At 57.2% G+C, this 24542-nt stretch carries 25 protein-coding genes and 1 other RNA gene; 17 read left to right on the plus strand and 9 right to left on the minus strand.

The genetic code is table 11. The annotated features are described in order from the left end of the window. Nucleotides 1-34 precede the first annotated feature (34 nt). The 5 genes from J2T58_RS04965 to J2T58_RS04985 are packed head-to-tail and all read left to right on the plus strand — an operon-like array spanning nucleotide 35 to nucleotide 4775. The gene (locus J2T58_RS04965) at nucleotides 35-397 is read left to right on the plus strand and encodes a response regulator (protein WP_211530003.1); all 363 of its coding nucleotides are present in this window, start codon (nucleotides 35-37) and stop codon (nucleotides 395-397) included. Nucleotides 398-400: 3 nt separating this feature from the next. Continuing rightward, complete coding sequence (gene cheB / locus J2T58_RS04970; protein ID WP_253487907.1) at nucleotides 401-1447, plus strand: chemotaxis-specific protein-glutamate methyltransferase CheB; 1047 nt, start codon at nucleotides 401-403, stop codon at nucleotides 1445-1447. Nucleotides 1448-1452: 5 nt separating this feature from the next. Next, nucleotides 1453-3639 carry a chemotaxis protein CheA gene (locus J2T58_RS04975; RefSeq protein WP_253487908.1) on the plus strand — a complete coding sequence of 729 codons (2187 nt, stop codon included), beginning with the start codon at nucleotides 1453-1455 and terminating at the stop codon, nucleotides 3637-3639. 4 nt (nucleotides 3640-3643) lie between these two features. Then, nucleotides 3644-4261 (plus strand): chemotaxis protein CheC, encoded by a 618-nt coding sequence (locus tag J2T58_RS04980; protein WP_253487909.1) that lies wholly within the window; start codon nucleotides 3644-3646, stop codon nucleotides 4259-4261. Nucleotides 4262-4280: 19 nt separating this feature from the next. Beyond that, the gene (locus tag J2T58_RS04985) at nucleotides 4281-4775 is read left to right on the plus strand and encodes a chemotaxis protein CheD (protein ID WP_253487910.1); all 495 of its coding nucleotides are present in this window, start codon (nucleotides 4281-4283) and stop codon (nucleotides 4773-4775) included. Nucleotides 4776-4781: 6 nt separating this feature from the next. Here the strand turns inward: J2T58_RS04985 and J2T58_RS04990 are convergent, their stop codons facing one another. Further along, nucleotides 4782-6563, minus strand: a complete 1782-nt coding sequence (locus J2T58_RS04990; protein WP_253487911.1) for a ribosome biogenesis/translation initiation ATPase RLI — start codon at nucleotides 6561-6563, stop codon at nucleotides 4782-4784. Nucleotides 6564-6569: 6 nt separating this feature from the next. Further along, entirely contained in the window at nucleotides 6570-7022 is a 453-nt protein-coding gene (locus J2T58_RS04995; RefSeq protein WP_253487912.1) for an EMC6-like membrane protein, read from the minus strand. 85 nt (nucleotides 7023-7107) lie between these two features. On the opposite strand from J2T58_RS04995, the gene rqcH reads away from it, so the two are divergent. Continuing rightward, nucleotides 7108-9009 carry a ribosome rescue protein RqcH gene (rqcH, locus tag J2T58_RS05000; protein WP_253487913.1) on the plus strand — a complete coding sequence of 634 codons (1902 nt, stop codon included), beginning with the start codon at nucleotides 7108-7110 and terminating at the stop codon, nucleotides 9007-9009. Continuing rightward, on the plus strand, nucleotides 9006-10031 hold the full coding sequence (locus J2T58_RS05005; protein ID WP_253487915.1) for an mRNA surveillance protein pelota: 1026 nt from the start codon (nucleotides 9006-9008) through the stop codon (nucleotides 10029-10031). The genes rqcH and J2T58_RS05005 overlap by 4 nt, the downstream gene beginning before the upstream one ends. Nucleotides 10032-10041: 10 nt before the next feature. Here J2T58_RS05005 and J2T58_RS05010 read toward each other — a convergent pair whose 3' ends face one another. After that, a complete protein-coding gene (locus tag J2T58_RS05010) occupies nucleotides 10042-10761 on the minus strand; it encodes a peptidylprolyl isomerase (protein ID WP_253487917.1) in 720 nt (239 codons plus the stop codon). A 56-nt stretch (nucleotides 10762-10817) separates the two neighbouring features. Between J2T58_RS05010 and cyaB the strand changes: the two genes are divergently transcribed. Beyond that, nucleotides 10818-11360 (plus strand): class IV adenylate cyclase, encoded by a 543-nt coding sequence (gene cyaB / locus J2T58_RS05015; protein ID WP_253487919.1) that lies wholly within the window; start codon nucleotides 10818-10820, stop codon nucleotides 11358-11360. Here cyaB and J2T58_RS05020 read toward each other — a convergent pair. From J2T58_RS05020 to J2T58_RS05030, 3 genes are read right to left on the minus strand one after another with little or no spacing between them, the layout of a single operon-like run. After that, nucleotides 11311-11979 (minus strand): metallophosphoesterase family protein, encoded by a 669-nt coding sequence (locus J2T58_RS05020; RefSeq protein WP_253487922.1) that lies wholly within the window; start codon nucleotides 11977-11979, stop codon nucleotides 11311-11313. The genes cyaB and J2T58_RS05020 overlap by 50 nt on opposite strands. Then, nucleotides 11976-13100, minus strand: a complete 1125-nt coding sequence (locus J2T58_RS05025; protein WP_253487923.1) for a TIGR04013 family B12-binding domain/radical SAM domain-containing protein — start codon at nucleotides 13098-13100, stop codon at nucleotides 11976-11978. Before J2T58_RS05025 ends, J2T58_RS05020 begins: the two co-directional genes overlap by 4 nt. After that, nucleotides 13100-13504, minus strand: coding sequence for a DUF126 domain-containing protein (locus J2T58_RS05030; RefSeq protein WP_436262633.1), 405 nt, complete (start codon nucleotides 13502-13504; stop codon nucleotides 13100-13102). The genes J2T58_RS05025 and J2T58_RS05030 overlap by 1 nt, the downstream gene beginning before the upstream one ends. Nucleotides 13505-13554: 50 nt before the next feature. Here J2T58_RS05030 and J2T58_RS05035 point away from each other — a divergent pair, with 50 nt between their 5' ends. Further along, nucleotides 13555-14736, plus strand: a complete 1182-nt coding sequence (locus tag J2T58_RS05035; RefSeq protein WP_253487925.1) for a proteasome-activating nucleotidase — start codon at nucleotides 13555-13557, stop codon at nucleotides 14734-14736. 12 nt (nucleotides 14737-14748) lie between these two features. Further along, the gene (locus tag J2T58_RS05040) at nucleotides 14749-15171 is read left to right on the plus strand and encodes a DUF5804 family protein (protein ID WP_253487926.1); all 423 of its coding nucleotides are present in this window, start codon (nucleotides 14749-14751) and stop codon (nucleotides 15169-15171) included. Here the strand turns inward: J2T58_RS05040 and J2T58_RS05045 are convergent. Further along, nucleotides 15136-16380 (minus strand): proteasome-activating nucleotidase, encoded by a 1245-nt coding sequence (locus J2T58_RS05045; RefSeq protein ID WP_253487927.1) that lies wholly within the window; start codon nucleotides 16378-16380, stop codon nucleotides 15136-15138. The two genes, J2T58_RS05040 and J2T58_RS05045, sit on opposite strands and share 36 nt — an antisense overlap. A 56-nt stretch (nucleotides 16381-16436) precedes the next feature. On the opposite strand from J2T58_RS05045, the gene J2T58_RS05050 reads away from it, so the two are divergent. Next, the gene (locus J2T58_RS05050; protein ID WP_253487928.1) at nucleotides 16437-16937 is read left to right on the plus strand and encodes a multiprotein bridging factor aMBF1; all 501 of its coding nucleotides are present in this window, start codon (nucleotides 16437-16439) and stop codon (nucleotides 16935-16937) included. A 1-nt stretch (nucleotide 16938) separates the two neighbouring features. Next, complete coding sequence (gene tpiA / locus J2T58_RS05055) at nucleotides 16939-17607, plus strand: triose-phosphate isomerase (protein WP_253487930.1); 669 nt, start codon at nucleotides 16939-16941, stop codon at nucleotides 17605-17607. Between the two features lie 2 nt (nucleotides 17608-17609). Here the strand turns inward: tpiA and J2T58_RS05060 are convergent, their stop codons facing one another. After that, entirely contained in the window at nucleotides 17610-18167 is a 558-nt protein-coding gene (locus J2T58_RS05060) for an XRE family transcriptional regulator (RefSeq protein WP_253487932.1), read from the minus strand. Nucleotides 18168-18219: 52 nt separating this feature from the next. Next, nucleotides 18220-18554: RNase P RNA component (rnpB, locus tag J2T58_RS05065), an RNA gene on the minus strand. Between the two features lie 116 nt (nucleotides 18555-18670). On the opposite strand from rnpB, the gene J2T58_RS05070 reads away from it, so the two are divergent. Genes J2T58_RS05070 through gltA form a run of 5 tightly spaced genes read left to right on the plus strand, consistent with a single transcriptional unit; the run spans nucleotide 18671 to nucleotide 24533 of the window. Next, nucleotides 18671-19228, plus strand: coding sequence for a TIGR00296 family protein (locus J2T58_RS05070; protein WP_253487934.1), 558 nt, complete (start codon nucleotides 18671-18673; stop codon nucleotides 19226-19228). A 2-nt stretch (nucleotides 19229-19230) separates the two neighbouring features. Continuing rightward, complete coding sequence (tgtA, locus tag J2T58_RS05075; RefSeq protein ID WP_253487936.1) at nucleotides 19231-20676, plus strand: tRNA guanosine(15) transglycosylase TgtA; 1446 nt, start codon at nucleotides 19231-19233, stop codon at nucleotides 20674-20676. Next, complete coding sequence (gene arcS / locus J2T58_RS05080) at nucleotides 20673-22307, plus strand: archaeosine synthase subunit alpha (protein WP_253487939.1); 1635 nt, start codon at nucleotides 20673-20675, stop codon at nucleotides 22305-22307. Before tgtA ends, arcS begins: the two co-directional genes overlap by 4 nt. Nucleotides 22308-22353: 46 nt before the next feature. After that, nucleotides 22354-23190 carry a sulfide/dihydroorotate dehydrogenase-like FAD/NAD-binding protein gene (locus J2T58_RS05085; protein WP_253487941.1) on the plus strand — a complete coding sequence of 279 codons (837 nt, stop codon included), beginning with the start codon at nucleotides 22354-22356 and terminating at the stop codon, nucleotides 23188-23190. After that, the gene (gene gltA, locus J2T58_RS05090; RefSeq protein WP_253487943.1) at nucleotides 23190-24533 is read left to right on the plus strand and encodes an NADPH-dependent glutamate synthase; all 1344 of its coding nucleotides are present in this window, start codon (nucleotides 23190-23192) and stop codon (nucleotides 24531-24533) included. Before J2T58_RS05085 ends, gltA begins: the two co-directional genes overlap by 1 nt. Nucleotides 24534-24542 lie beyond the last annotated feature (9 nt).

A 24542-nucleotide genomic window follows, 5' to 3' on the forward strand; every position in this document is an offset into this window, starting at 1 on the left:
TATAATCGGACACTAATAAATGGATGGATGCTGAATGGGTAGAATTTTAATCGTCGATGATACGATGTTTATGAGAACGCTTCTCAAAAACATCCTCTTCTCCGGGGGCCATGAGATCGTCGGAGAGGCTGCGGATGGTACCGAAGCCGTTGCAAAATACCAGGATCTGAAGCCTGATCTCGTCACGATGGATGTCGTCATGCCGAAGATGAATGGTATTGAGGCACTCAAGGAGATCAAGAAGATGGATCCCGGTGCCAGGGTTGTGATGTGCACCGCCGTCGGCCAGGAGCAGATGGTGAAGCTCGCAATAAAGAGCGGGGCACGGGGCTATGTCGTCAAGCCGTTCCAGGCTCCGAAGGTACTTGATGAAGTAAAGAACGTGCTTGCGTCGTGATATATGGTATCTCTCCTGATCGTCGATGACTCCGTCTTTATGCGGACGATTCTGAAGGATATCATCGGCCGTGATCCCGAGATCGAGATCGTCGGTACAGCCGTCGATGGGATAGATGCACTTGCCAAAATCGAGCGGCTCAATCCCGATGTTATCACCCTCGATATCGAGATGCCCCGGATGGACGGGATCGAGGTCCTCAAAAAACTGAGGCGGTTCCATCCTGACAGGCAGCCGAAGGTGATCATGCTCAGCTCCCTCACATCCGAAGGGGCCGATATGACCCTCAAGGCGATCCGTCTTGGAGCAGCAGACTTCCTCTTAAAGCCGACCGACATCCGGAAGGTCCGGGATATCGGCCAGGAGATCAGATCCAAGATCAAGCATCTCGCCTCGATGCCGCAGGAGATCCCAAAATCCCGGCCACAACCGGCCACCGGGGATACAAAGAGGTCAGATACCCTTGTTCTGATCGGATCATCCGCCGGGGGACCGCAGATGCTCGACACACTCCTCTCGATGTTCCCCGCAGATCTCGGTGCAGGGGTGATCATCACCCAGCATATGCCGGTCGGATTCACTGCCGCGCTTGCGGAGAGGTTCAACCGGATCTGCCCCCTCCCGGTGAAGGAGACGGAGAACGGGGATCTGATAGATACAAACCGGATCCTCCTCTCAAAAGCAGGATACCACACCATCGTGACAAATGCCCCCTCATTCCCGGGAACGATCGCCGGCAAGGTCGTCCATGCAAGCGGCCCTGCGATCCATGGCGTCAAGCCGGCGGTGGACAAGACATTCGTCTCTGCAGCACAGATCTACCAGAAACGGATCGTCGCCGTCATCCTCTCCGGTATGGGGAGTGACGGAGGAGCAGGCATGCTTGCGGTGAAGGGGGCAGGGGGGCGGACCTTCGTCGTCCGCGAGGATGAATGCCTCGTCTACGGGATGGCACGTTCAGCACTGGAGCATAAGGCGGTGGAGGAGACGATCCCCCTGAGGAGGATGGCATCTGAGATCCACAGGGCAGTCAGGCAGATAGGAGGGTAGAGAAGATGGTCGAGTCAGAGTTTGAACAGTACCGGGGCCTCTTTGTGGCAGAGTCACGGGAAAACCATGAGGTGATAGTACGGAACATTCTCATCCTTGAGGGGGGAGATGATCCCGGTGCGATCGATGAGATCTTCCGGGCGGCACATACCCTCAAAGGAGCCTCTGCCTCGATGGGCTTTGACACAATGGAGCACCTCTGCCACGCGATGGAGGATGTCTTCCAGGCGATCAGGAACAGGGAGGTCGAGGTCACCCAGGGGCTGATGGATCTCCTCCTCCGGACCGTCGATCTCATCGAGGAGATGATCGACGATATCGAGGAGGGGGGGGACAGTTCATCTGCTGATGTCGATGAGCTGGTGGCAGCACTCAAAGCCTCCGGGATACCGGCCGGCCAGAAGAAGGACCCGGTTCTGGAGATACAGGATGCGGAGCCGCCTGTTGAGGCCGGGCTTCCCAGGTACCGGATCAGGATCGTCGTCGATGACGCCTCCCAGATGAAGGATGTCCGGGCGCTCATCGCCATCGGCAACCTTGAGCAGTTCGGCACCATCATCATGACCGAACCCCCGCTTGCCGTCCTTGAAGGGGATGGTGATTCATTTGATGGAACGATCACCATCGAGATCGCAAGCGATGCAGGAGAAGAGGCGCTCACCTCTGCGGCTGAGGGATCCGAGATCGCCTCCGTCACCTTCATAGGCGAGGACCCGGATCTCCCCGTCTATCGGATCCTCATCTCGGTTGATGAAGAGTCAGCGATGCGTGGACTCCGTGCCTGTATCGCGATCGAGCGGCTCGAGGAGATGGGGGCGATCATCGCTACTGATCCCGGGCGTGAGGCGATCGAGGACGGAAACTTCGACTCGGTCTTTCACCTGAAGATCAGGACCGGGAGCGACCCCGAGGCACTGAAGAGGGCGGCACTGGTCCCCGAGATCAGATCCGTCGAGGTGATCGCCGAAGAGGCAGCCGCTCCAAAAACGCCCATACAAAACGATATGGCCGCTCCCGGTCCGGAGGAGAAGGCGCCGAAGAAAGCGGAGACGAAGAACCGGGAGATCAAGAATCTCAGGGTCGATATCCAGCAGCTTGACCGGATGATGAACCTGATCGAGGATCTCGTCATCAACCGTGGCAGGCTCAAACAGATCGCAGAGAAGAACAGAATGAAAGAGATGGAGGAGGCGATCGGGATGATCGACCGATCCGTCTCTGATCTCCAGATCCTGATGATGGATATCAGGATGATCCCCTTGAACCATATCTTCAACCGCCTCCCCCGTGTCGTGCGGGATACAGCCCATTACGATGGGAAGGAGGTTGAGTTTGTGATGGTCGGAGGGGAGACAGAACTTGACCGAAGCGTGATGGACGGGTTAAACGACCCCCTCCTCCACCTCATCAGAAACGCCGTCAATCATGGGATCGAGCCTCCGGAGAAGAGGATTGCCGCCGGTAAACCTGCCAAAGGGCTCGTCCATCTCTCAGCACGCCGCGACCGTGACAACGTCATCATCGAGCTCCGGGATGATGGGGGCGGGATCAATGTTGAGAAGGTGAAGGCAAAAGCGATAGAGAAGGGGATCCTCACCCGGGATCAGGCTGATCAGCTGACGAAAGAGGAGGCGATCAACCTCCTCTTCCATGCAGGCTTCAGCACAGCAGATGCCATCACCGACATCAGCGGACGCGGTGTCGGCCTGGATGTTGTGCGGGGTGCTATCGAGTCACTGAAGGGAACGATACGGGTCACATCCCATGAGGGGAGAGGATCGACGTTTGAACTCCTCCTTCCCCCGACGATGGCGATCGTCGAGGTGATGATCGTCAGGCTCAACAACAGAAGAATCGCAATTCCGATCAGCGCCATCGTTGAGGTGGCGAGTATGAGAAGAGAGAATATCCACCGTATCGGACGACAGGAATCCATCCTCCTCAGGGATGAAGTCCTCCCCCTCCATATGCTTGAGGATATGTTCGGCCTCTCCGAAGAGACCGAGATCCTTGTCGTGGTGCAGTATGACAACAAAAAGAGCTGCATCGCCGTTGACCTTGTCGAAGGCCAGCAGGAGGTGGTGGTCAAGCCACTCAGTTCCATCATCGGGGTGACCCGTGGAATCTCCGGCATCACCATCCTTGGAGATGGTCATGTCGTTCCGGTACTAGATGTAAATACAATGGTGTAATAGTATGACAGTCCTGACACCCGCCCAGTTGGATGCGCTAAGCGAACTTGGAAACATTGGAGCCTCCCATGCAGCAACGTCCCTCTCACAGATGTTGATGGGGGAGATTGAGATGACCGTCCCGTCGGTTGAGATCGTCGATCTCGCCGATATCTACAAGCATGTCACCGATGAGGTCTCGGCACTCGCAATCTTTGAGATGCAGGGGGAGATAGAGAAGGCAGGATATGTCATATTCCTCATGCCGCTCCACTCCGCCATCCGGATGACGAACACAATGCTCGGGATGGCCGATGAGGATCGCGAGATCAACGAGATGGACGAGAGTGCACTCAACGAGATCGGCAATATCATGGTCTCCGCCTTCCTTGACGCCACCGCCGAGCTCCTCGGGGTCGTGATGCTCCCCTCCCCGCCAGTTCTCGTCATCGATATGGGGCATGCCGCAATCCAGCAGCTGCTTGTCGAGGTCGCCTGTGATGTCAACGAGGTCGTCTTCTTCCATACCAAACTGGTCTGCGACCAGTATGCGATCAACGGGGATCTCCTGATGCTCCCTGAGATACACACACTCTCGCAGATACTTGAAATGATGGACAAACTGCTCAATGCCCATAGCTAAGCGATCGGAGAATCCCTGGATGGACAGAAATCCCCCTCGAAGCGATCCACGGGCGATCGTCATTGGTATCGGAGATTACTATGTCGGAACAGAGCCGATGACCTCCATCGGTCTTGGGTCCTGCATCGGCCTCATTCTCCATGACACCCGTCTTGGCATCGGCGGCATGGCACATATTATGCTTCCTGAGAGCGGAGGCAAGCGTGATCGGCCGGGGAAGTACGCCGATACAGCAGTTGAGATCCTTCTCAAGGATCTCTCAAAGAAGGGCTGTACACCAAAGACCCTTCAGGCGAAACTGGTCGGCGGAGCCCAGATGTTTGCCAACTTCAGTGGAAACCTCTCGATAGGCCTCCGGAACGTCGAGGCGATCAGGGAGCTCCTGAAGAAGAACGGGATCTCAGTCAAGGGAGAGGATATCGGCGGGACAAAGGGCCGTACGGTCTATTACTGCCCCGCAGATGGCTTTGAGATCAGAATCCGGCGTGCCGACGGAAACTGCTCGGAATTATAAAAAAAATTATTCATCATCCGGGGTTGCGTAATAATACTCGCCCCGTGATTTCTGATCCCGGTCAAGGAAGGATCCCACCTTGTTGATCCTCGGCCGTCCGCTCTTATCTCTTCTGAATGTGATCCCCAGGTTGCCGAGGAACCGGTTCATCCCGTCCTGCATCCCAAAGGGACCAAATGCGGCACCCCGGTTCCCTGGTTCTCCTTCAAAGACGAGAAGACGCTCAGAGAGCATATCGATGATATACATATCATGGTCGATGACCAGCACACCCACCTCTTTTCCTTCAGCAAAGTGCTTGATGACCCGAACGGACTTCATCCTCTGCTCCACATCAAGGTGGGCACTCGGTTCATCAAGAATATAGAGATCCGCATCCTGGGAGAGGCAGAGGGCGATGGCCAGTCGCTGAAGCTCTCCTCCGGAGAGGGTATCGGCAGGGGACTGGAGGATCGGGCCGAGCATCAGCGGCTCGATGATCTCATGCTGGTAGTACGAGGTGTCAAACCGCCTGGTCGCAGCCCTGAGGAGCTCCTCGACGGTCGCATCGGATCCCGCCTTGATGTACTGGGGTTTATAGGCGACCTTCAGTGTCCGTTCCATCTTCCCGGATCCGGCATCCGGCTCATAGACACCGGCAAGGAGGTTTGCAAAGGTACTCTTTCCGATACCATTTGCCCCGACGACCCCGAGGACCTCCCCCCGCCTGATATCGCCGCCATCGATCGTGAGTGAAAAGCCGGGGAAGCTCTTCCTCATCGAGGGGATGGAGAGGAGCGTCTCACGGTCAACCGTCTTATTGTGGGATCGCGTCTCAAAGACGACCTGGTGATCCCGGAACCGGACATTCTCCTCATGGAGGAATCCTTCAAGGTACTGATTGATCCCGACACGGACCCCTTTTGGGCGGGTGATGATACCAAAGACCGCAGGTTTTCCGTATCCTATATGAACGGTATCGGCGAGGAGATCGAGGATCGCCAGATCATGCTCGACGATCATCACCGGCCGCGTTGCCGCAAGTGCACGGATCAGCCGGGCCGCCGCCATCCTCTGGTAGATATCAAGGAACGGCGTCACTTCGTCGAGGAAGTAGAAGTCGGCCTCGCGGGAGAGGCAGGCGGTAAAGGCGATTCGCTGCAGTTCTCCGCCGGAGAGGGTATCGACATTCTTATCAAGGACATTCTCAAGGGAGAGTTCCCGGATATACTGATCAAGCCGGCCCGTCTCGTCGGTCCGTTTGAGGAGATCCCCGACCTTCCCCTTGAAGACCTTCGGGATACCGTCGATATACTGCGGCTTGACGGCGACCTTCACACCTTTTTCAGAGACCGCCTTGATGTAATCGAAGAGCTCGGTCCCGGCATACTGTTTCAGGATGAGATCCCATGACCCTGCATCCCCGGTCTCTCCGCCGAGATTTGGCTGGAGCTGGCCGGAGAGGATGGCAACAGAGGTACTCTTCCCGATCCCGTTTGCACCGAGGATCCCGGAGACCTTCCCTTCGACAGGGATTGGCAGGCCATAGAGAACGAACCCGTTCTTTCCGTACCGGTGGGTTGGAAACTCCTGCTCAACGGGGAGAGTGATGATATCAATTGCATCAAACGGGCATTTCTTGATGCAGATACCACACCCGACACAGAGCTCTTCTGAGATCTCGGCCTTATCATCCCCCCCGATGATGATCGTCTCATCACCGGTTCGGACGCGCGGACAATAGATGATGCATTCGGTCCCACATTTTTTCGAGTGGCACCGATCCCGGTGGACAACAGCAATTCGCATGGCAGATCAGAGGATACTTGTGGTCAGGAGGATCGTCCAGGTAATAATCCAGAGGGCAAATGTCATGAATCCCTGGTAGAACCAGTCTTTCTTCCCAAGTTCTTCGAGATCAATGCCGATCAGCATGAAGATATGCTTCTGGAAGACGATACCGGCCATCAGAAGGAGGATGGCAAGGAAGGTGTTTGGCTGGACACCCGCGGCGTCAGGCACCCCGCCAAGGAGGAAGGAGAGGACACCGGCAAAGAAACCCATGATACAGGCGATGAGGGTCCTCTTCACCCGCTTGATATGCTGCTCCTTCTTTTCGAGGCGCTTCGCATGTGGATCCTTCTTTACCGCCTTCGTCTCGGCAGGCTCAGTCGTCTCGGGCTGATCCTCCTCTGAACCCTCATTATCGGGACGGAGATCCTTTGGATCCTGTTTCTCCACGGGAGTATCCTTTGGATCCCGCTTCATCTGACGCCTCTCCTTTGAACTTTTACTCATAATGCACCAGTGGAGTATTTTTTAGTCTTCGCATCTTATGTATCTTGGTATTATCATGGCGACAAAACAGGGGATGAGCGGACTTGATCTCACCGCATTGACCGCGGAGATGAAGAGCCATCTTCCTCTCTGGATCGGAAAGATCTATCAATATGACACCATGAACTTCGGGTTCCGGCTCAATGGCGAGAATAAGGCACGCCATCTCTTCTTCGTGGAGATCGGGAGGCGTGCCCACATGGTCCCCCGCCTCCCCCCGGCTCCGAAGAACCCATCCGGATACTCGATGTACCTCCGCAAGTATATCGAGGGGGGGAAGGTCCTCTCGGTGACGCAGAAGAGCATCGAGCGGGTGATCATCCTTGAGATCGGGAAAGGAGAAGGCATCCTGAAGATGATCATCGAGCTCTTCGATGAAGGGAACATCATCCTCACTGATGGAAATAATGTCATCCAGAATGCCCTGAAGAGGCGGCGGTTCCGCGAACGCGAGATCGTTTCCGGGGAGGTATATGAGATGGGGGGCCCGGATCTGGCCGCTCTTCCATTTGATACCTTCAGTGAGACTCTCAAAGAATCAGATCGTGATCTCGTCAGGACGATCGCCACAAACCTGATGTTCGGTGGTGTGATGGCAGAGGAGCTCTGTTCCCGCGCAGGTGTTGAGAAGGAGTTCCCGACGAAGTACCTTGACGACCGTATCCTGCAGAGCCTCTATACAGCCTACAGGGGCATCCTGAATGATGCAGCGTCCATTGCCGGGCCGGTCATCGACGGACGGGGATGCTGGCCGTTCCCCCTCACCGGATCACCCCCGGTATCCGGGCATCCGACCTTCTCCGAGGCCCTCTCGGAGTTCTTCCCGCTCCCTAAGATCGAGGAGAAGGAGACGGCCAGAAAGGAGGTCCTCTCCCGTGAGGAGCGTATCAGGCGGCAGCAGGAGGCTGCGATCACAAAGTTCGAGGCGAAGATTGCAGAGTCTGAACGGGCGGCAGAACTCATCTATGAGCATTACTCTGATGTCTCGCACCTGATCACCACCCTTGCAGCAGCTGCTGAGAAGATGTCATGGCAGCAGATTGCTGAAGTCCTGAAGAAGGCTGATCACCCGGCGGCGGCGATGATCGTCTCGGTCAATCCTGCTGATGCTTCCGTCGTCCTGGATCTCGGGATGAAGGTGACCGTCTCGATCAAAAAGAGTGTCGAAGGAAATGTCGGCGTCTACTATGATCAGATGAAGAAGTTCCGTTCCAAGAAGGAGGGAGCCATCCGGGCGATGAGCCGCCCCCCGGCCCCAAAGAAGGAGGCAAAGCCGATCCAGAAGCGGCAGAAACCCAAGTGGTATCACCGCTTCCGCTGGTTTGAGACGAGCGACGGTGTCCTCGTCATCGGGGGAAGGGATGCTGATCAGAACGAGGAGCTCGTCAGAAAGTACATGGAAGGCGGCGACACCTTCGTCCATGCGGATATTCATGGAGGAAGTGTCGTCATTGTGAAAGGCAAAACTGAACGGATGGATGAAGTGACCGCCTTTGCCGCGTCATTCTCAAACTTCTGGAAGAGCGGGTATGGGTCAGGCGATGTCTATGCCGTCCGCCCCGATCAGGTCAGCAAGACACCGGAGTCCGGCGAGTACATCGCAAAGGGAGCATTTGTGATCAGGGGAGAGCGGAAGTACTACCGCTCTGTCCCCCTTGGTATCGCAATCGGGGTCGTGACCGAACCGACCCTTGCCGTCATCGGGGGTCCTGAGAATGCCATCAGAGAAAGGGCAAAAGAGATGGTGAGGCTTACTCCGGGAACATTTGAGCCAAACGACATCGCAAAGAAGGCTGTGCGGATCCTTCGGGATCAGATCTCCGCAACCGATGCAAAGCTGCTCAGGAGTGTGCTCTCAACCGAGGCGGTCGCCGCCTTCGTTCCGGCCGGCGGATCGGATATTCTGGAAGAGGCATGAAAGCGGTATTCTGTGATCTGAAACGGAACGTCGGCGAGATCAAGCTCAACCCGGAGTCTTTCGATGATCTCTGGCACCTCTCCCACCTCATCGAGGCGGGTGACCGGGTCTATGCAACAACCCTCAGATCAGTCGAGCAGTCCTCTGATAAGATCCGCCCCGACAAGATCGAGAAGCGGCCGGTCCGGCTCGGTATTGAGGTCGAGAGAGTTGAGTTCGTCCCCGAATCCAGGAGACTCCGGGTGGCGGGCATCATTCGTGACGGTCCGGATCCCGGGCTCCACCACAGCTTCAATCTCGAGACCGGATATGAGATCTCAGTCATCAGGAGGTGGAGGGGGACCGATCTCGAACGGATCGACCGTGCGGTGAAGGCATCGCTCTATGATGCCGTTCATATCATTGCAGTCGAGGAGGGGGAGGCGGAGATCTGCCGGGTTCGCCAGTACGGGCCTGAGCGGATCACCACCATCACCGCGGGGAGCGGCAAGACCCGGGGGGAGAACAGCCGGCAGGGGCTCTTCAAGGAGATCCTTTCATTCCTTTCCTCGGTGACAGGGCCTATCGTCATCGCAGGCCCCGGCTTCATCAAGGAGGAGTGTGTTGCATATATCCGATCCAATGCGCCCGACCTGGCACCGCGAATCATGGTCGTCGATACCCAGCGGAGCGGATACGGTGCAATCCAGCAGGCGATCGGCGACGGCGTCCTTGAGAAGGTGGCAGAGGATCTCCAGCTCGCCGCTGAGGTCCGGGCGGTCGATGAGATCTTCAAACGGGTTGCCCGCAATGATCCCGTCACCTATGGGATCGACGATGTGACGCGGGCTGTCTCTTTTGGAGCGGTAGAACAGCTGATCGTCTCTGATACCGCAGTCCGGACCCCCGGTGTTGCCCGTATTATGGAAGAGGCAGAGTCGATGCAGGCGTCAATCATCGTCCTCTCAACGGAATTTGAGCCGGGAAAAAGAGTTGAGGGGCTTGGCGGGATCGCCGCACTCCTCAGATATGCGATAGACTGAAACGGTAGGTTCAGACTTCTGGTTCTTCTGTCTGTGGTTCGGCTGCTTCCGGTTCTTCAACTGCCGGGGGCTCGGGCCGTCTGAATGTCTCCATAAAGACGATCTCAGAGACCGAATCACTGACCTTGAAGAGCTCCTGGACGATGGTGCCACGCCACATAAACCACCGCTGATCATAGTTGATTCCCGGTGGGAGATGCATGGTGACCTTGCCGTCAGTGAATTCGAGATCGATATCACGACCGGAGAAGAGCCGGATCATCCCCTGCATTTTCTCGACATCATCAGCCACAATCTCTTCGACGGTGAATGTATATTCCAGGGTCTTGCCTGCAAGCGGGTGGTTGAAGTCAACAAGTGCCCGCTGGCCGATGATATCGACGACGACACCCTCTTTCTTATCCTGGGAGATTCTGGTTCCAATCGTCGGCTTCTTCTCAAATGCCTTGAACGGATATGCCTTCACCTGCTCCCTGTCATGGGGGCCAAAACCCTTCTCCGGGGCGACGGTGATGGTCTGCTCAACGCCAGGCTCGGCACCAGTGAGAGCCTCATCAAGACCAGGGATGACATGGCCGCTTCCGACACGGATGACCATCGGGCCGTACCGTGCTTTTTCATTGAAAATACCTGATTCCTTTGCGGTCTCTTCACGGGTCGTATCAAAGGCGATTCCTTCGATGGATCCAGTGTATGAGAGACGGATAAAAACGCCATTCTCGATAGCCATAATGATACCCTGTCTTATTAAATGGTGCTGAATAATACTTAAAGAAGTGGTTTTGCATGCTTGAGATTGAGATAAAGGTGAAGGTGAATGAGCTGGCACCGATACGTGAGCGGCTGGTTGCATCCGGGGCAGAGCTTCTGGGGGAAGGGATGGAGTATGATGCCTACTATCAGGGGCCGCTTAGGAACTTTGCAGAGACCGATGAGGCGCTCCGTCTGAGGGAGGCAGGAGATATCGCAGTCCTCACCTATAAAGGGCCGAAGGTTGGGTGCGGCACAATGAAGGCGCGTGAAGAGTTAAACATCCGGGTCGAATCCCGTGAGACGATGGATGCAATCCTCAGCAGGATAGGGTACCAGAAGACAGCGGCTGTCCAGAAGTACCGGGAGTCATACCGCGTGGGCAGGGCGACGGTGACCCTCGACCAGGTGGACGGGCTTGGCACCTTCGCAGAGGTTGAGGCGGCAGGGGACCTCACCCCGGAGGAGGCGGAAAAAGAGATAGAGAGAATTGCCACTGAATTTGGTATTATCGGGGAACGGTTCTGCCTCAGCTATCTTGAGCTGCATCTTGAGAAAGAGCAAGCAGCTCAATCCTGATATCGCCGCTCTCATCACCGATATGAATGAGGGCACCATACCCCTCGGATGCAGGGCCCGGGTTCACTACCCAGGTCTCTCCAACCCTGACAACCCCTCTCTGCTCATGAATGTGAGCACAGCAGACGATATCGAAGGCCTTGAGATACTTCGCTATACTCGTTGAACCGACATGGACACCTGGGGAGACCTCATCGAGCGCTCCATAGGGGGGTGCATGGGAGATGAGGATATTCGTCTGGTTCTTCTCCATCCTCTGAAGCATCGCTGCCATCGTCTCGTCGATCTCCTCTTCTGAGCATTCAAAAGCGGTATTGAATGGTGTCGGGTTCGATCCCCCGATCCCTGCGATGGTGACCGTATTGAGGGAGATGGAGGATCCATGGAGGCAGACCGCCCCTGAGTCGTCGAGGCAGGAGAGCGAGTCCCGGGGATCGCAGTTGCCGGGGACGGCAAGGACGGGGAGGTCAAGCCGGTCGATGAGTGCCGTTATCTCCTCAAGAGGTCCAAACTGCGTCAGATCGCCTGCGATAAAGAGGCAGTCCGGTTCGGTGGTGAGGAGATCATCGAGATGATCATAGGTGCCGTGCAGATCGGCAAGCAGCAATGCTTTCATCATATATCTTCTGTATCTCCTGACGCATTCAAAAACCTTCGTCCGGGATCGGTCCAGTACCCGGTGAGCCGTCCGCCCAGGGCAAGGGATCCAAAGATCTTCTCCGCAGACGGGGGGAGGGGTTGTGGTGTGGATCCGCCAAGCGGAGTGCCGGGGAGCGGCATGAAGTAGTGAAGATGCACCTTTCCATATCGTGTGATCTGCCGGATGAGATCGATGGTCATCCCGAGATCCTCCTCAGACTCTCCCGGGAAGCCGACGATCATATCGACGACGGGGAGGAGGCCATGGGAGACCGCCCGATCGACGGCCTCTTCCACATCGGATCTGGTATGGCCGCGCCTGATCAGGGAGAGGATCCGATCACTCCCGGACTGCCCACCGAAATGAATCTTCCGTCCTGCGGTGTACGTGCAGATGAGATCGAGTGCCTCATCAGTCACCCACTCGGGCCGGACCTCGGAAGGAAATGTGCCAAACCAGATCCGGTTCCCTGCAAGGCGGCGGAAGAGCGCCTCGACCTTTTCAAGCCGGGGTTTCCGTCCGTCTGATCCATAGGCAAGAGCATTCGGGGTGACGAACCTCGCATCAGAGATACGGGCTGCCGATGCCGCGATCGCATCGATACTCCGATGCCGCATCCGGTTGCCGAAGAGCCGGGGTGTCTGGCAGTATGCGCAGGCATGCGGGCACCCCCGTGAGATCTCAAGATATCCTTTGACCCGTGAGAAGCATGGATATGCATCAAGAAGGACGGAATGATCAACAGGGGTATAGCCGTCCTTTGTCGCAACACCCGGTATTTTGTCGGCTGAGCCGGTTATGATGGCATCAAGGAGGCGGGGGAGGGTACGCTCACCCTCCCCGACGATGACATAATCTGCATACTCTGCCACCTCGCAGTAGCAGGCAGACGCATGAGGACCCCCGACGATGGTGATACCGGGTGCATCCCGGATCTCGGATCTGAGACGGGGTTCATTGATGCTGTTTAGGCTGTAGCAGATGATATCCCCGTCCGGCGAGTCGGATGGGATGAGATCGTACCCTGCCACCCCGCATGCGGCAGAGAGGGCCGCAAAGGTGTTCCGTGCAGCCCTGATATCCCGCCAGGTGACCTGCATCACGAATCAGCCGGTTCTTCAAGCCGGAGTTCCCCTGCATCCCCATCGACGGTTGCGTGGACGCCGGTCCGGAGCTGTGAGAAGCCCCCCTCCAGGTTGTCGACCATCGGGATTCCGGCCATGATCGCTCCGACAGCGATGATCACCTCTGCCTCGGCGTTGATGAGTGCGGCGGGGGCGACATTGTTCCTCTTCAGGGCATAGATGATGTATGACCCGACCGTCGATCCCTTCCCGAAAGGAAAGGCGAGGACGGTGTCCCTGATACAGACCCCCTTCAGGGGGTGGCCCTCCTCAATGATGATGCCGCTTGCCGGATCCACACCGGAGAGGAATGAGATGGGGGCTTCCGAGACGAGAAGCCTGCCGCTTCCGGTTCCTTTTGCGATTGATCTTGCCTTGATTATCACGATGACACCTAATAAATGGTGAGAGGATATAGTATATTATAGACATGGACGAAACGCTCATCGAGAATGTTGGAAAAGACTCAACGCTCCAGTCACAACAGCTGAAAGAACTGTATGAATCACTCATCGAGCTCCGGGAGAAGGTTGAGACCCAGCAGAGAGATGTGGTAAAACTCCGGGAGGAGAATGCCCAGCTGAAGCGGGAGAACAACCAGCTCAAACGGCTCCCCCTCTTCGTTGCGGTGGTCATCGAGAAGCTGCCTGACGGTGAGGTGTATCTGCGCCAGCAGGGGAACAATCAGGAGTATATCACTCAGGTATCTGATGATCTCTACCCGCTCCTCAAAGCCGGAACCAAGGTCGCCGTCAATAACGCGCTCTCAATCATCAAGGTCATCGGGACGACCTATGACGCCCGTGTTCGTGTGATGGAACTGGAAACCTCTCCATCTGCGACATTTGAGCAGGTGGGAGGCCTCAAAGAGGAGATCGAAGAGGTGAGGGAGGCTGTCGAGTATCCGATCACCCGGCCGGAGGTCTATGCACGACTTGGTGTTGAGCCACCAAAAGGTATCCTGCTGTATGGACCACCAGGCACAGGGAAGACCCTGATCGCAAAGGCAGTGGCACATAATGCAAGCGCTACCTTCATCCGGATGTCCGGGAGCGAGCTTGTCCACAAATTCATCGGTGAAGGGGCACAGCTCGTCCGGGAACTCTTCGAACTTGCCCGCGAGAGGGCGCCATCCATCGTCTTCATCGACGAGATCGATGCAGTCGGGAGCACCCGGACCCATGACGGTACATCGGGATCTGCCGAGGTGCAGCGTACCCTGATGCAGCTCCTCGCCGAGATGGACGGGTTTGACAACAGGGGCGACATCAGGATCATGGCCGCAACCAACCGGCCTGATATGCTCGATCCTGCACTCCTCCGACCGGGACGGTTCGACCGGATCATCGAGATCCCCTTCCCTGATGCCGCATCACGAACAGAGATCCTCAGGATCCACACACGGAACCTCTCCCTCGGGGATATCACCCTTGCGTCGATCGTCTCCCGCACCGAAGGGGCAACCGGGGCCGAACTCGAGGCCATCTGCCGCGAGGCAGGGATGATCGCGGTCCGGGAGAGTGCAACCTCAATCGAAGAAGAGCACTTTGATGCAGCCATCCGGAAGGTCAGGCATGAGATGCCCGAACAGGATGTCCGCATGTATCTCTGAACGACGACGGTCATGCTGGTCATTTTTATCCCCAAACCCGGCATAGACCTGTATCGCACTTTTTTGGAGTCCGAGACGAGCCGGATGATCCTTCGGTTCTATCCCCCGCAGAGGCGGGCGGGCGGGGTCGTCGAGGTTGCCGTTGCGACACTTGGATCCGGCCTCTCCCTTGCATCCGAGCTCCGGTGGTATATCCGGAGATATACATCAGATCTCCTCTTCCAGACCGGGGATGGCGTCATCCTCTCACAGAAGCTTGCCCGCGAGATCTATGACCGCCAGCTCGGCTATCCGGGTTTGGAATGGGAACACAGGTATCTTTGCACCATCTCAGATGAGACAGCAAGCTATGATCTGACCGTCCTCTGTTCAGAGGATGAAGGAAAAAAGGGAGCGGGATCAGGCAAACATCGTTTGGATGGATGTCATCTGTGAGACCTTATTTCTATCAAAGTCCGCAGAGATCTTTCTGATCGCCCTCTCAAAGTCCGACATGATGACGGCGGACCTCTCTTCACGAATCGCAAACATTCCCGCCTCCATACAGATTGCAGAGAGATCAGCCCCGTTCTTCCCCTCGGTGATGCGTGCAAGTGTAACGAGATCAACATCATCTCCAAGGGTTATCTTCTTTGTATGGATCCTGAGGATGGCAAGCCGTCCTTCGATATCAGGGAGTGGAATCTCGATGATCCGGTCAAACCTGCCGGGGCGGAGGAGGGCCGGATCAAGGATATCGATCCGGTTCGTCGCCCCGATGATCTTTACATCACCCCGGTTGTCAAACCCGTCCATCTCGGCAAGGAGCTGCATCAGGGTGCGGTGAACCTCACGATCACCGGATGAGGTCTCCTGCCCCCTGGATGCCCCGATTGCATCAATCTCGTCGATGAAGATGATGGAGGGGGCATTCTTCTTCGCACTCTCAAAGAGCTCACGGACGAGCCGCGCCCCTTCACCGATATACTTCTGCACAAGTTCGGAGCCGACCACACGGAGGAAGGTCGCCTCGGTCTCATGGGCGACAGCCCGTGCAAGGAGGGTCTTTCCAGTACCAGGCGGGCCATGGAGAAGAATACCTTTCGGGGGGAGGATCCCGATCTGTTCAAAGAGATGCGGCTTCTTCAGGGGCAGTTCGACCGCCTCGCGGACCTCAATGGTCTGCTCTTTCAGGCCACCGACATCGACATAGGTCTCGGTCGGGCGGGTCTCCACCTCCATCCCGTAGATCTGGGAGTCAAAGGCGGAGGGGAGCACCTCCACGATGGCCAGGGTCTGCTGATTCATCGTGCATCTGACGCCTGGCTTCAGATCATCGATATTAATGAACTGTGATGTCCGGACAAGGAATTTCGGTCCGGCACTGCTCCTGACGACCGCACGGTTGGAATCGACGACATCGATGATCGTCCCGACGATGAGGGGCGGGCTCCTCATCTGCTCGATCTCGGAGCGGAGTTTTCTGACTTCCCGTTCGTACCTGACCTTCTGGGTCTCAAGGTACTGGCGATCCGTCTTCGACTGGCGGAGTTCCTCCCGCAACTCCTGATTTCGCGCCTCAAGCTCGGAAAGGCGCTCAATCACCACCCGATATGTATCTTCGGAGTGGTGTGTATCCTCAGGTATGCGAGATTTTGTAGCCATAATCCTTCAAATAGATATATAGAGAAAAAAGGTATAAAGTTCTTTGGGGTATTTTCATGAAAACCGAACAATGTGAAGCCTGCGGGCAGATAATCAAAGGACGATCGAAGACTGTACGGATTGAGGGATCGACGCCGATGAAGGTATGTGACCGGTGTGCCCGGCTCGGAACGGAGGTGCAGGTCCAGACAGGGCCGAGGGGAACCCCCGGGAGGGCGCCGCCCGGTGGATCTCCGAGCGCACCTCCCAGGCGAAGGCGCGATGTCTTTGACTTCATCGAGGGGGACATTGCAGAGGACTACGCAGACCGGATCCGCGAGGCCCGCCTTGAACAGGGCATCTCCCAGAAGGATCTCGCCCTTGAGATTAAGGAAAAGGAGCACCTGATCAGAAAGATCGAGAACGGGGATCTCATACCCGAAGATGCCGTCAGAAAGAAGATAGAGGCAGCCCTTGGGATAAGCCTGATCGATTCCGATACCATCGCCGGAGAGGGAGCAGGTACTGACAAGACCAGAACCACGCTTGGGGATGTCATCAAGGTGAAGAGGAAGTGAGATGACCGTTCCCTTCATCCTCATCAATTTCAAGACGTACCGGGAGGGGACCGACCACTCCGCAGATCGGATAGCACGGGCTTCACAGGCGGTGATGGAGGATACCGGTGTTGAGATCGGGATCGCGCCTTCATTCACCGAACTTCGCCGGATGGCAAAACATTATACAATACCGGTATTTGCCCAGCATATCGACGGTGTCGATGCCGGCGCCCACACCGGGAGAATTCCTGCGTTTATGCTGACGATGGCAGGTGCCTCGGGCACCCTCATCAACCATTCCGAACGGCGCCTCACCCTCGCTGAGATCGAGGCAGGACTTGCCGCTGCCGAGGCTGCAAAGCTGCAGACCGTCATCTGCACCAACAATATCCGGGCGACGGGCGGCGCGGCGGCCCTCGGACCGTCGTATGTCGCAATCGAGCCGCCTGAACTGATCGGATCAGGCATCTCGGTAGCAACAGCGGACCCCGGGATCATTGAGGGGTCTGTCAGGGCTGCAAGAGAACAGAACCCGTCCGTGAAGGTTCTGGCAGGTGCCGGGATACACTCGGGCGAGTGTGTAAGGATTGCCCTGGATCTCGGCTGTGCAGGCGTGCTCCTGGCTTCCGGTGTTGTCAGGGCAGAAGATCCCGAGGCAGTTCTCAGGGATCTCGTCTCAAAGTGCTGAACCTACCGGGTAATGAGGGAGATGAGGTCATGCTTTGTGATGACCCCCTCGACCCGGCCTTCTGCCATCACCAGGACGGCATGGTGCTGTTCGAGGATGGAGACGACCGTCTCAATCTCGATCTCAGGGGGGACGGTCGGGAAGCTCGCCTCCATAAAATCCCTGACCTTCTCATGATGCCCGCGGGGATGGCGCTGCTCACCAATGGCAGTCAGGATGGCCGTCTCAGAGATGCAGCCGACGGGAACACCATCTTTTAGGACAGGCAGCTGGGAGAATGCCATCTGCTCCATCTTCTCAACTGCCGAGAGGATCGAGTCATCCGGTGAGACACTGACGACCGGGGAGTGCATCACACTTCCGGCAGTCACCGCCGGGATTTCTGCAGCAGTGAGGACATCAACGATCCGCCGGAGGGTGCTGACACGGGGATCGACGGATCCCCGCTCGATCCGTGCGATCATCGACTGACTGATCCCGGCCCTGCGTGCAAGGTCAGCCTGCTTCAGCCCAATCCTCCTTCGGGCAGATCTCAGCTCCTCGGGTGATGGAAGATGCATAGTATTACTATGAGTTATATAAGAAAAAGCTCGTCGTCCACAGACAGATGGTGAGTGGGAGGAGTAAGCCCCCTTCTGTTCGTTGCGGCATTCAGCTAAGCGCCGTACCCGGGCGGGATCCAGGCGTCCCTTCTGCCCTGTTTGGCTTGCACCCGCAGGGATTCACCGTTCCATCGGTCCCTGCCGTTACGCTCAACGAGTTAGGTATCGCACCACCATCAGGGATGGTGGGGCTCGGTCGTTTCATCGCTGGCGGCAGGACGTGTCGTTTCTGTGTCATTGCCATGACTCTCGCCATCCCCGCTTGCACGGGGCTGCGCGCCTGAAAAGTGGGGGGACTTTCCTCAGCGACCAGAACTGGTCACCGTCAGCCGCACTCTCCCTCTCACCGCTGGACCATGGTGCCAAAGCCCCAGGTACAGTATATAGTATATGCTTTATCTCTTCATTAATCCTCGTTCACCCGGAGATACCATCTTCTGCTCCTGCGATGATGATTATATATGCAGCTTCTTCATGAGGGGGACGGCAGGGCCGGGATTGCCCTCGCCCGTGCAGCCATTACGGCGGCCCTCGACCGGGATGAGTATCAGCCCCCGCCTCTTCCGCCGATCTTTGACGAGAAGAGGGGAGTCTTTGTCACCCTCACACAGAACAAGGAGCTTCGGGGATGTATCGGCCTCCCGATGCCGGTGATGCCACTTGGCGAAGCCATCATCGAAGCAGCGCGATCCGCCGCCTTCAGGGATCCGAGGTTTCCACCACTTCGTAGCCAGGAGCTTCCCCTGATACGAATCGAGCTGACCGTCCTCTCTCTCCCTGAAGAGATCCCCGGCACTCCCGAAGCAAGGGCAGACCAGGTGATCATCGGCCGCCATGGCCTGATCATCCAGGGAAGGGGCCGATCCGGACTCCTCCTCCCCCAGGTGGCAGCAGAATATGGATGGTCGGGTGCCGAGTTCCTCGATCAGACCTGTATGAAAGCAGGTCTTCCGCCGGGATGCTGGCGGGATGACCAGATAACCGCCCTCAGATTCGAGGGCCAGATCTTCTCTGAATAACCATGTCAATCCAGTTTGAAGTGATGCATAAGGACATCGCCGGACGAGTCGGACGACTCACCGTCGGTGATAAACGAATACGAACCCCGGCACTCCTCCCGGTCGTCAACCCGCATATCCAGATTGTTCCTCCCGGGGAGATGGCGGCGATGGGGGTCGAGGGCCTGATCACAAACGCCTATATCTTCTCAAAGAGTGCGGATTTCCGGGAAGAGGCATTATCCCGCGGTCTCCATGACCTCCTCGGCTTTAACGGACTGATCATGACCGATTCCGGATCGTTTCAGCTCTCGGTCTATGGATCGGTTGATACGACCAATGAGATGACACTGGCATTTCAGCGGGATATCGGAAGCGACATCTGGGTACCGCTCGACATTCCGACCCACCCGGACGCACCCCGTGAGACCGTCGAATCGGAGCTTGGGATCACCATGGAGCGGCTCCGGGAGGCACGGGAGATCTTTGGTGATGATGCACCCATCGCCGGGCCGGTCCAGGGGGGCATCCACCCAGATCTGAGAGAGAAGGCCGGGCGGGAGGTGAGCGATCTCGGCTTCTCATTCTGCCCGGTCGGCGCGGTCGTCCCGCTCCTTGAAGGCTACCGGTACCGTGAGCTTGTGCATTCGGTCCTCGCCGCGAAGAAGGGGCTCTCCCCGGGGGCATGCGTCCACCTCTTTGGTGCAGGCCATCCCTCGATGTTCGCCCTTGCGGCAGCGATGGGCTGTGATATCTTCGATTCGGCGGCCTATGCCCTCTATGCGCGGGAGGGGCGCTACATCACCCCGTCCGGGACCCTCAAACTCGCCGAGATGGCCGAACTCCCCTGTGCCTGTGCCATCTGCCGCTCACATACCGCAGATGAACTCCGTGCATCAGATCAGAAGGAGCGGCTCCTTGCGACCCATAATCTTGCGGTGACGCAGGCCGAGATCTCCCGTGTCCGCCTCTCCATCCAGGAAGGAACCCTCTGGGAGCTTGTGGATGAGCGGTGCCGATCACACCCGAGGCTCCTTGACGGGTACCGTGAGCTCCTCAAAGCCGGAGATCTCCTCGAACGATCAGATCGTGCAACCAAACGGAGGTTCTTCTACCGGGGAGACGAATCCTGCCAGCGGACCGAGGTGATCCGGTTTCAGAGGATGATTCCCGCGATTGGCCTCTCATCCCGCGTACTCATCCTCTGCGGCGGGCCTGAGCCGCAGGACTTTGAGGAGGTTCTTGAACTCCGCCCACCCTTTGGTGCAGTACCACGGGAACTCTCCGAGACCTTCCCGATAGGTCAGACCGAGGTTCCTGCCTGGGATGATGCGATGCTCGAATCGGCATGGAAGGGTGTCGATATACTCCTTGCCGCCAATCCCGAGACAGAGGTCACCTTCTCAGCTTCTCCTGACCTTATCCAGCATATCGAAGAGCGGTTCCCTGATGCCGTGGTGATAGCATGACCCAGTTTGAGGTTCGGAGGCGGGACGGGCTTGCCAGGCAGGGAATCTTCACCATCAATGATCAACAGATCCCAACACCCGCCATCATTGACCCGATAGAATGCTTCCCGGATCTGGCGTCCCGTCCTCTCTCGAATATCCCGCTCCAGGCAGATGCAGAGTTTGTCCGGAGATATGCCGGTGAGGTTTTTGATCAGCCGATCCCGGCACACCCCATCTCACCGGAAACCATATCATCAGGAGACGCGGCGATCATTTCGGGATGGCATACCGCCCTAGCCGATCCACGTGCCTATGCTGACTGGGTGGAGACGTTCCTCAGTGCACTCCCACCGGATGCCGCACGGTATGCACCGGCATCCGCACTCCCTTCACATGTCGCGATGCTGATAGCAACCGGTCTCGATCTCTTCGATACCATCGCCGTCGATCTAAAATCCGCAGAAGGGCTCTTCTGCACCACGGAAGGCATCTATCCCGGCTCATGGCTTGATGAGGGGATCTGCAGCTGCTCCGGGTGCCGGACCGGGGATCTCAGGGAGCATAACCGGCAGGCACTCCAAAATGAGATCCGGTTCGCAACCGCTCTCCTCCAGAGGGGGGAGCTGAGGGAACTGATCGAGGCGCGCTGCCGTTCTGATGCATCGCTTGTAGCAATACTCCGCCATCTCGACAGAAAGGGGGATCTGATGGAGAGGGCAGCTCCCATCGCCCGAACAACATCATTCCGGGCACACACCCAGGAATCGATGTACCGGGCCGAGATTGGGAGATTTGAGGATCGGGTCATCCGGCGGTTCACCCAGAACACCTGGGATGTCTGTGTCCTTCTCCCCTGTTCAGCAAAGAAGCCGTATTCACTCTCCCAGAGCCACCGGAAGTTCCAGGATGCGATAGCCGGAAGGGCCCATGAGGTGATCATCACTTCCCCACTCGGGGTTGTCCCACGGGAGCTTGAGCTGATCTACCCGGCCGCCCATTACGATGTTCCGGTGACCGGCCACTGGGATCATGAGGAGCAGGCGATCCTTGCCGGATACCTGACTGAGTACCTCAGAACCCACCCATACAGGCGGGTCATCGCACACCTGGAAGGGGGGGCGCTTGAGGTTGCCAGAACGGCTGCGGCTTCTGCTGGCATTCCCCTTGAAGAGACCTGTACAGACGGCCGTCCCACCTCATGGGAGTCCACCGGAGCACTACGGGACGCACTCGCCGGAGAGAGGAAGAGAGGACTGGATATCGTCGGTGGAACGCTTGCCTGGCAGTTCGGGGTACGGCCGGATACCAGGAAGATGATCATCAAAGGACGCTTCCCTGAAAGGAAGGTCTTTGCAGGCCGCCAGCAGCTCTTCTCCTTCGATCCCGGAACCGGACTCCTCCGGCCGACGATGGAGGGCTGGGCACTCCTCCCGGACTGTTACCGGGTCACCATCGAGGGGTTCGTGCCCCAGGGTGACATCCTGGCCCCGGGTGTTCAGTCTGCTGATCCCGCCATCCGGGACGGCGATGAGGTTCTTGTCATAGGTGAGGGGGTCCGTGCGACAGGGAGAGCGATGATGTCCGCAGATGAGATGATACGATCTACCCGTGGTATCGCTGTAAAAGTGCGTAAAGTAAAGAAGTCATAGGAATAATATATACGAGTTTGTTTCTGGGTATTTCGGAGATGGTAGTGTGTATAGGATAACAGCAGCATCCGCGCTTGCGGAGAACGTTTATGAGGCATGGATCTCGGCGCCCCATGTCAGCAGGCATGCAGAGGCGGGCCAGTTCCTTGTGCTCCGAATTGATGAAAAGGGAGAGCGGATTCCACTGACAATCTCCGGGGTGGATGGCGATCTCGTCAGGATCATCTTTATGACCGTCGGGACGACGACACGAAGGCTTGCTGCACTGAAGGAAGGGGATACTATCCTTGATGTCGTCGGTCCTCTCGGCGAGCCGACCGAGGTCAAAAGCTATGGAACCTGCGTCCTCGTCGGCGGTGGTGTCGGTATCGCCTGCCTGCCGATCATCGCAAAAGCCCTGAAGGTGGCCGGGAATACCGTCATCGGGATCATCGGCGCACGGAATAAGGATCTCCTCATCCTTGAGGATGAGATGCGTGAAGTCTGCGATGAGCTGATCATCACAACTGATGACGGATCCTATGGGATCAAAGGCTTTGCAGCCGGTCCACTCAAAGAGATCTGCGAGACGAGGCCACCCGATGCTGTCTGGGTGATCGGCCCCGCCATCATGATGAAGGTCACCTCAGGGGTGACAAAGCCGTTTGGCATCAGAACATTCGTCTCGTTAAACCCGATCATGGTCGATGGTACCGGGATGTGCGGCTCCTGCCGGGTCGTCGTTGGTGGGGAGACACGGTTTGCGTGTGTCGACGGGCCCGAATTTGATGCGCATGCGGTCGATTTTGATCTCCTGATGAGCCGCCAGCGGTTCTATACTGATGAAGAGAAAGAGTCTGCCACTCATCATGCCGGGGGATGCAGCTGCGGGGGGAACCACTGATGTCCGATCGTCCGGCAGATGTCAGGGTACACGACTTTGACGAGGTCGATAGCGGGATCACCGCTGAAGAGGCGATAGCCGAGGCGGCACGGTGTCTCCAGTGTAAAAAACCTGTATGCGTCGATGGGTGCCCGGTCGGGATTGATATCCCCGGGTTCATCCGCTGTATTGAGGATGGGGATTTCCGTTCCGCAATCGGGATCATCAAGGAGAGCAATATGCTTCCCGCCGTCTGCGGCCGTGTCTGTCCCCAGGAGGTCCAGTGCGAGGGGGAGTGTATCCTTGGTATCAAGGACAGGCCGATTGCCATCGGGTCGCTGGAGCGGTTCCTTGCAGACTGGGAGCGTGAGAACGGAATCGAGGTTCCGGAGCGTGCAGAAAAGCGGCCAGAAAGGATCGCAGTCGTCGGATCCGGTCCCGCCGGCCTCACCGCCGCAGCAGAACTTGCCAGAAATGGATTCTCTGTGACCATCTTCGAGGCATTCCATGAACCAGGCGGCGTCCTCACCTATGGCATCCCGGAGTTCCGGCTTCCAAAGGAGGTTGTCCGGGCCGAGATTGCCGAGGTGAAACGCCTTGGTGTTGAGATCAGGACCAATTATCTCGTCGGTAGAAGCCTGCCTGTGGATGAGCTCCTCAGCTATGACGCCATCATCCTGGCAACAGGGGCGGGCCTCCCCGCATTCATGGGGATCCCGGGGGAGAACCTGATCGGTGTCTACTCAGCCAATGAATTCCTGACACGGGTCAACCTCCTCCATGCCGACGCCTTCCCTAACCATGATACCCCGGTGAGGAAGGGGCGGTCGGTCGTCGTGATAGGTGGTGGAAACGTCGCGATGGACGCCGCCCGCGTCGCAAAGAGGATGGGTGCCGATGTCACGCTCGTTTACCGGCGGCGGAGGGAGGATATGCCGGCACGTCTTGTTGAGGTGCACCATGCAGAGGAGGAGGGGATCCGATTCCTCTGCTGCACAAACCCGACCAGAATTCTTGGAGAGGGAACGGTCACCGGCGTCGAGGTCGTCTCGATGGATATGTGCGAGCTCGATGACTCCGGGCGGCCTTCGGCAAAACCGATTCCGGGGAGTGAGTATACCATCCCTGCCGATGTCGTCATCGAGGCGATCGGCCAGAGCCCAAACCCCCTCCTCATCAGGATGATCGAGGGGCTCGTCCGTGAGAAGAAAGGGAATCTGCTGGTTGATGAGTCGGGGAAGACGACGGTTCCGAAGATCTATGCTGCAGGCGATGTTGCCACAGGTGCTGCAACCGTCATCCTCGCAATGGGTGCGGCGAAGACGGCAGCTGATGCCGTCTGCCGGATGCTTGCAGAGGAGTAGGCAACCCTT

The organism is Methanocalculus alkaliphilus, from assembly GCF_024170505.1.
In the GTDB taxonomy this organism is placed as follows: Archaea; Halobacteriota; Methanomicrobia; order Methanomicrobiales; family Methanocorpusculaceae; genus Methanocalculus; species Methanocalculus alkaliphilus.

Coding starts and splice junctions, on each gene's coding strand:
- J2T58_RS04965 (WP_211530003.1), top strand. CDS start 35: ATGGGTAGAATTTTAATCGTCGATGATACGATGTTTATGAGAACGCTT.
- cheB (WP_253487907.1), top strand. CDS start 401: ATGGTATCTCTCCTGATCGTCGATGACTCCGTCTTTATGCGGACGATT.
- J2T58_RS04975 (WP_253487908.1), top strand. CDS start 1,453: ATGGTCGAGTCAGAGTTTGAACAGTACCGGGGCCTCTTTGTGGCAGAG.
- J2T58_RS04980 (WP_253487909.1), top strand. CDS start 3,644: ATGACAGTCCTGACACCCGCCCAGTTGGATGCGCTAAGCGAACTTGGA.
- J2T58_RS04985 (WP_253487910.1), top strand. CDS start 4,281: ATGGACAGAAATCCCCCTCGAAGCGATCCACGGGCGATCGTCATTGGT.
- J2T58_RS04990 (WP_253487911.1), bottom strand. CDS start 6,563: ATGCGAATTGCTGTTGTCCACCGGGATCGGTGCCACTCGAAAAAATGT.
- J2T58_RS04995 (WP_253487912.1), bottom strand. CDS start 7,022: ATGAAGCGGGATCCAAAGGATACTCCCGTGGAGAAACAGGATCCAAAG.
- rqcH (WP_253487913.1), top strand. CDS start 7,108: ATGGCGACAAAACAGGGGATGAGCGGACTTGATCTCACCGCATTGACC.
- J2T58_RS05005 (WP_253487915.1), top strand. CDS start 9,006: ATGAAAGCGGTATTCTGTGATCTGAAACGGAACGTCGGCGAGATCAAG.
- J2T58_RS05010 (WP_253487917.1), bottom strand. CDS start 10,761: ATGGCTATCGAGAATGGCGTTTTTATCCGTCTCTCATACACTGGATCC.
- cyaB (WP_253487919.1), top strand. CDS start 10,818: ATGCTTGAGATTGAGATAAAGGTGAAGGTGAATGAGCTGGCACCGATA.
- J2T58_RS05020 (WP_253487922.1), bottom strand. CDS start 11,979: ATGATGAAAGCATTGCTGCTTGCCGATCTGCACGGCACCTATGATCAT.
- J2T58_RS05025 (WP_253487923.1), bottom strand. CDS start 13,100: ATGCAGGTCACCTGGCGGGATATCAGGGCTGCACGGAACACCTTTGCG.
- J2T58_RS05035 (WP_253487925.1), top strand. CDS start 13,555: ATGGACGAAACGCTCATCGAGAATGTTGGAAAAGACTCAACGCTCCAG.
- J2T58_RS05040 (WP_253487926.1), top strand. CDS start 14,749: ATGCTGGTCATTTTTATCCCCAAACCCGGCATAGACCTGTATCGCACT.
- J2T58_RS05045 (WP_253487927.1), bottom strand. CDS start 16,380: ATGGCTACAAAATCTCGCATACCTGAGGATACACACCACTCCGAAGAT.
- J2T58_RS05050 (WP_253487928.1), top strand. CDS start 16,437: ATGAAAACCGAACAATGTGAAGCCTGCGGGCAGATAATCAAAGGACGA.
- tpiA (WP_253487930.1), top strand. CDS start 16,939: ATGACCGTTCCCTTCATCCTCATCAATTTCAAGACGTACCGGGAGGGG.
- J2T58_RS05060 (WP_253487932.1), bottom strand. CDS start 18,167: ATGCATCTTCCATCACCCGAGGAGCTGAGATCTGCCCGAAGGAGGATT.
- J2T58_RS05070 (WP_253487934.1), top strand. CDS start 18,671: ATGCAGCTTCTTCATGAGGGGGACGGCAGGGCCGGGATTGCCCTCGCC.
- tgtA (WP_253487936.1), top strand. CDS start 19,231: ATGTCAATCCAGTTTGAAGTGATGCATAAGGACATCGCCGGACGAGTC.
- arcS (WP_253487939.1), top strand. CDS start 20,673: ATGACCCAGTTTGAGGTTCGGAGGCGGGACGGGCTTGCCAGGCAGGGA.
- gltA (WP_253487943.1), top strand. CDS start 23,190: ATGTCCGATCGTCCGGCAGATGTCAGGGTACACGACTTTGACGAGGTC.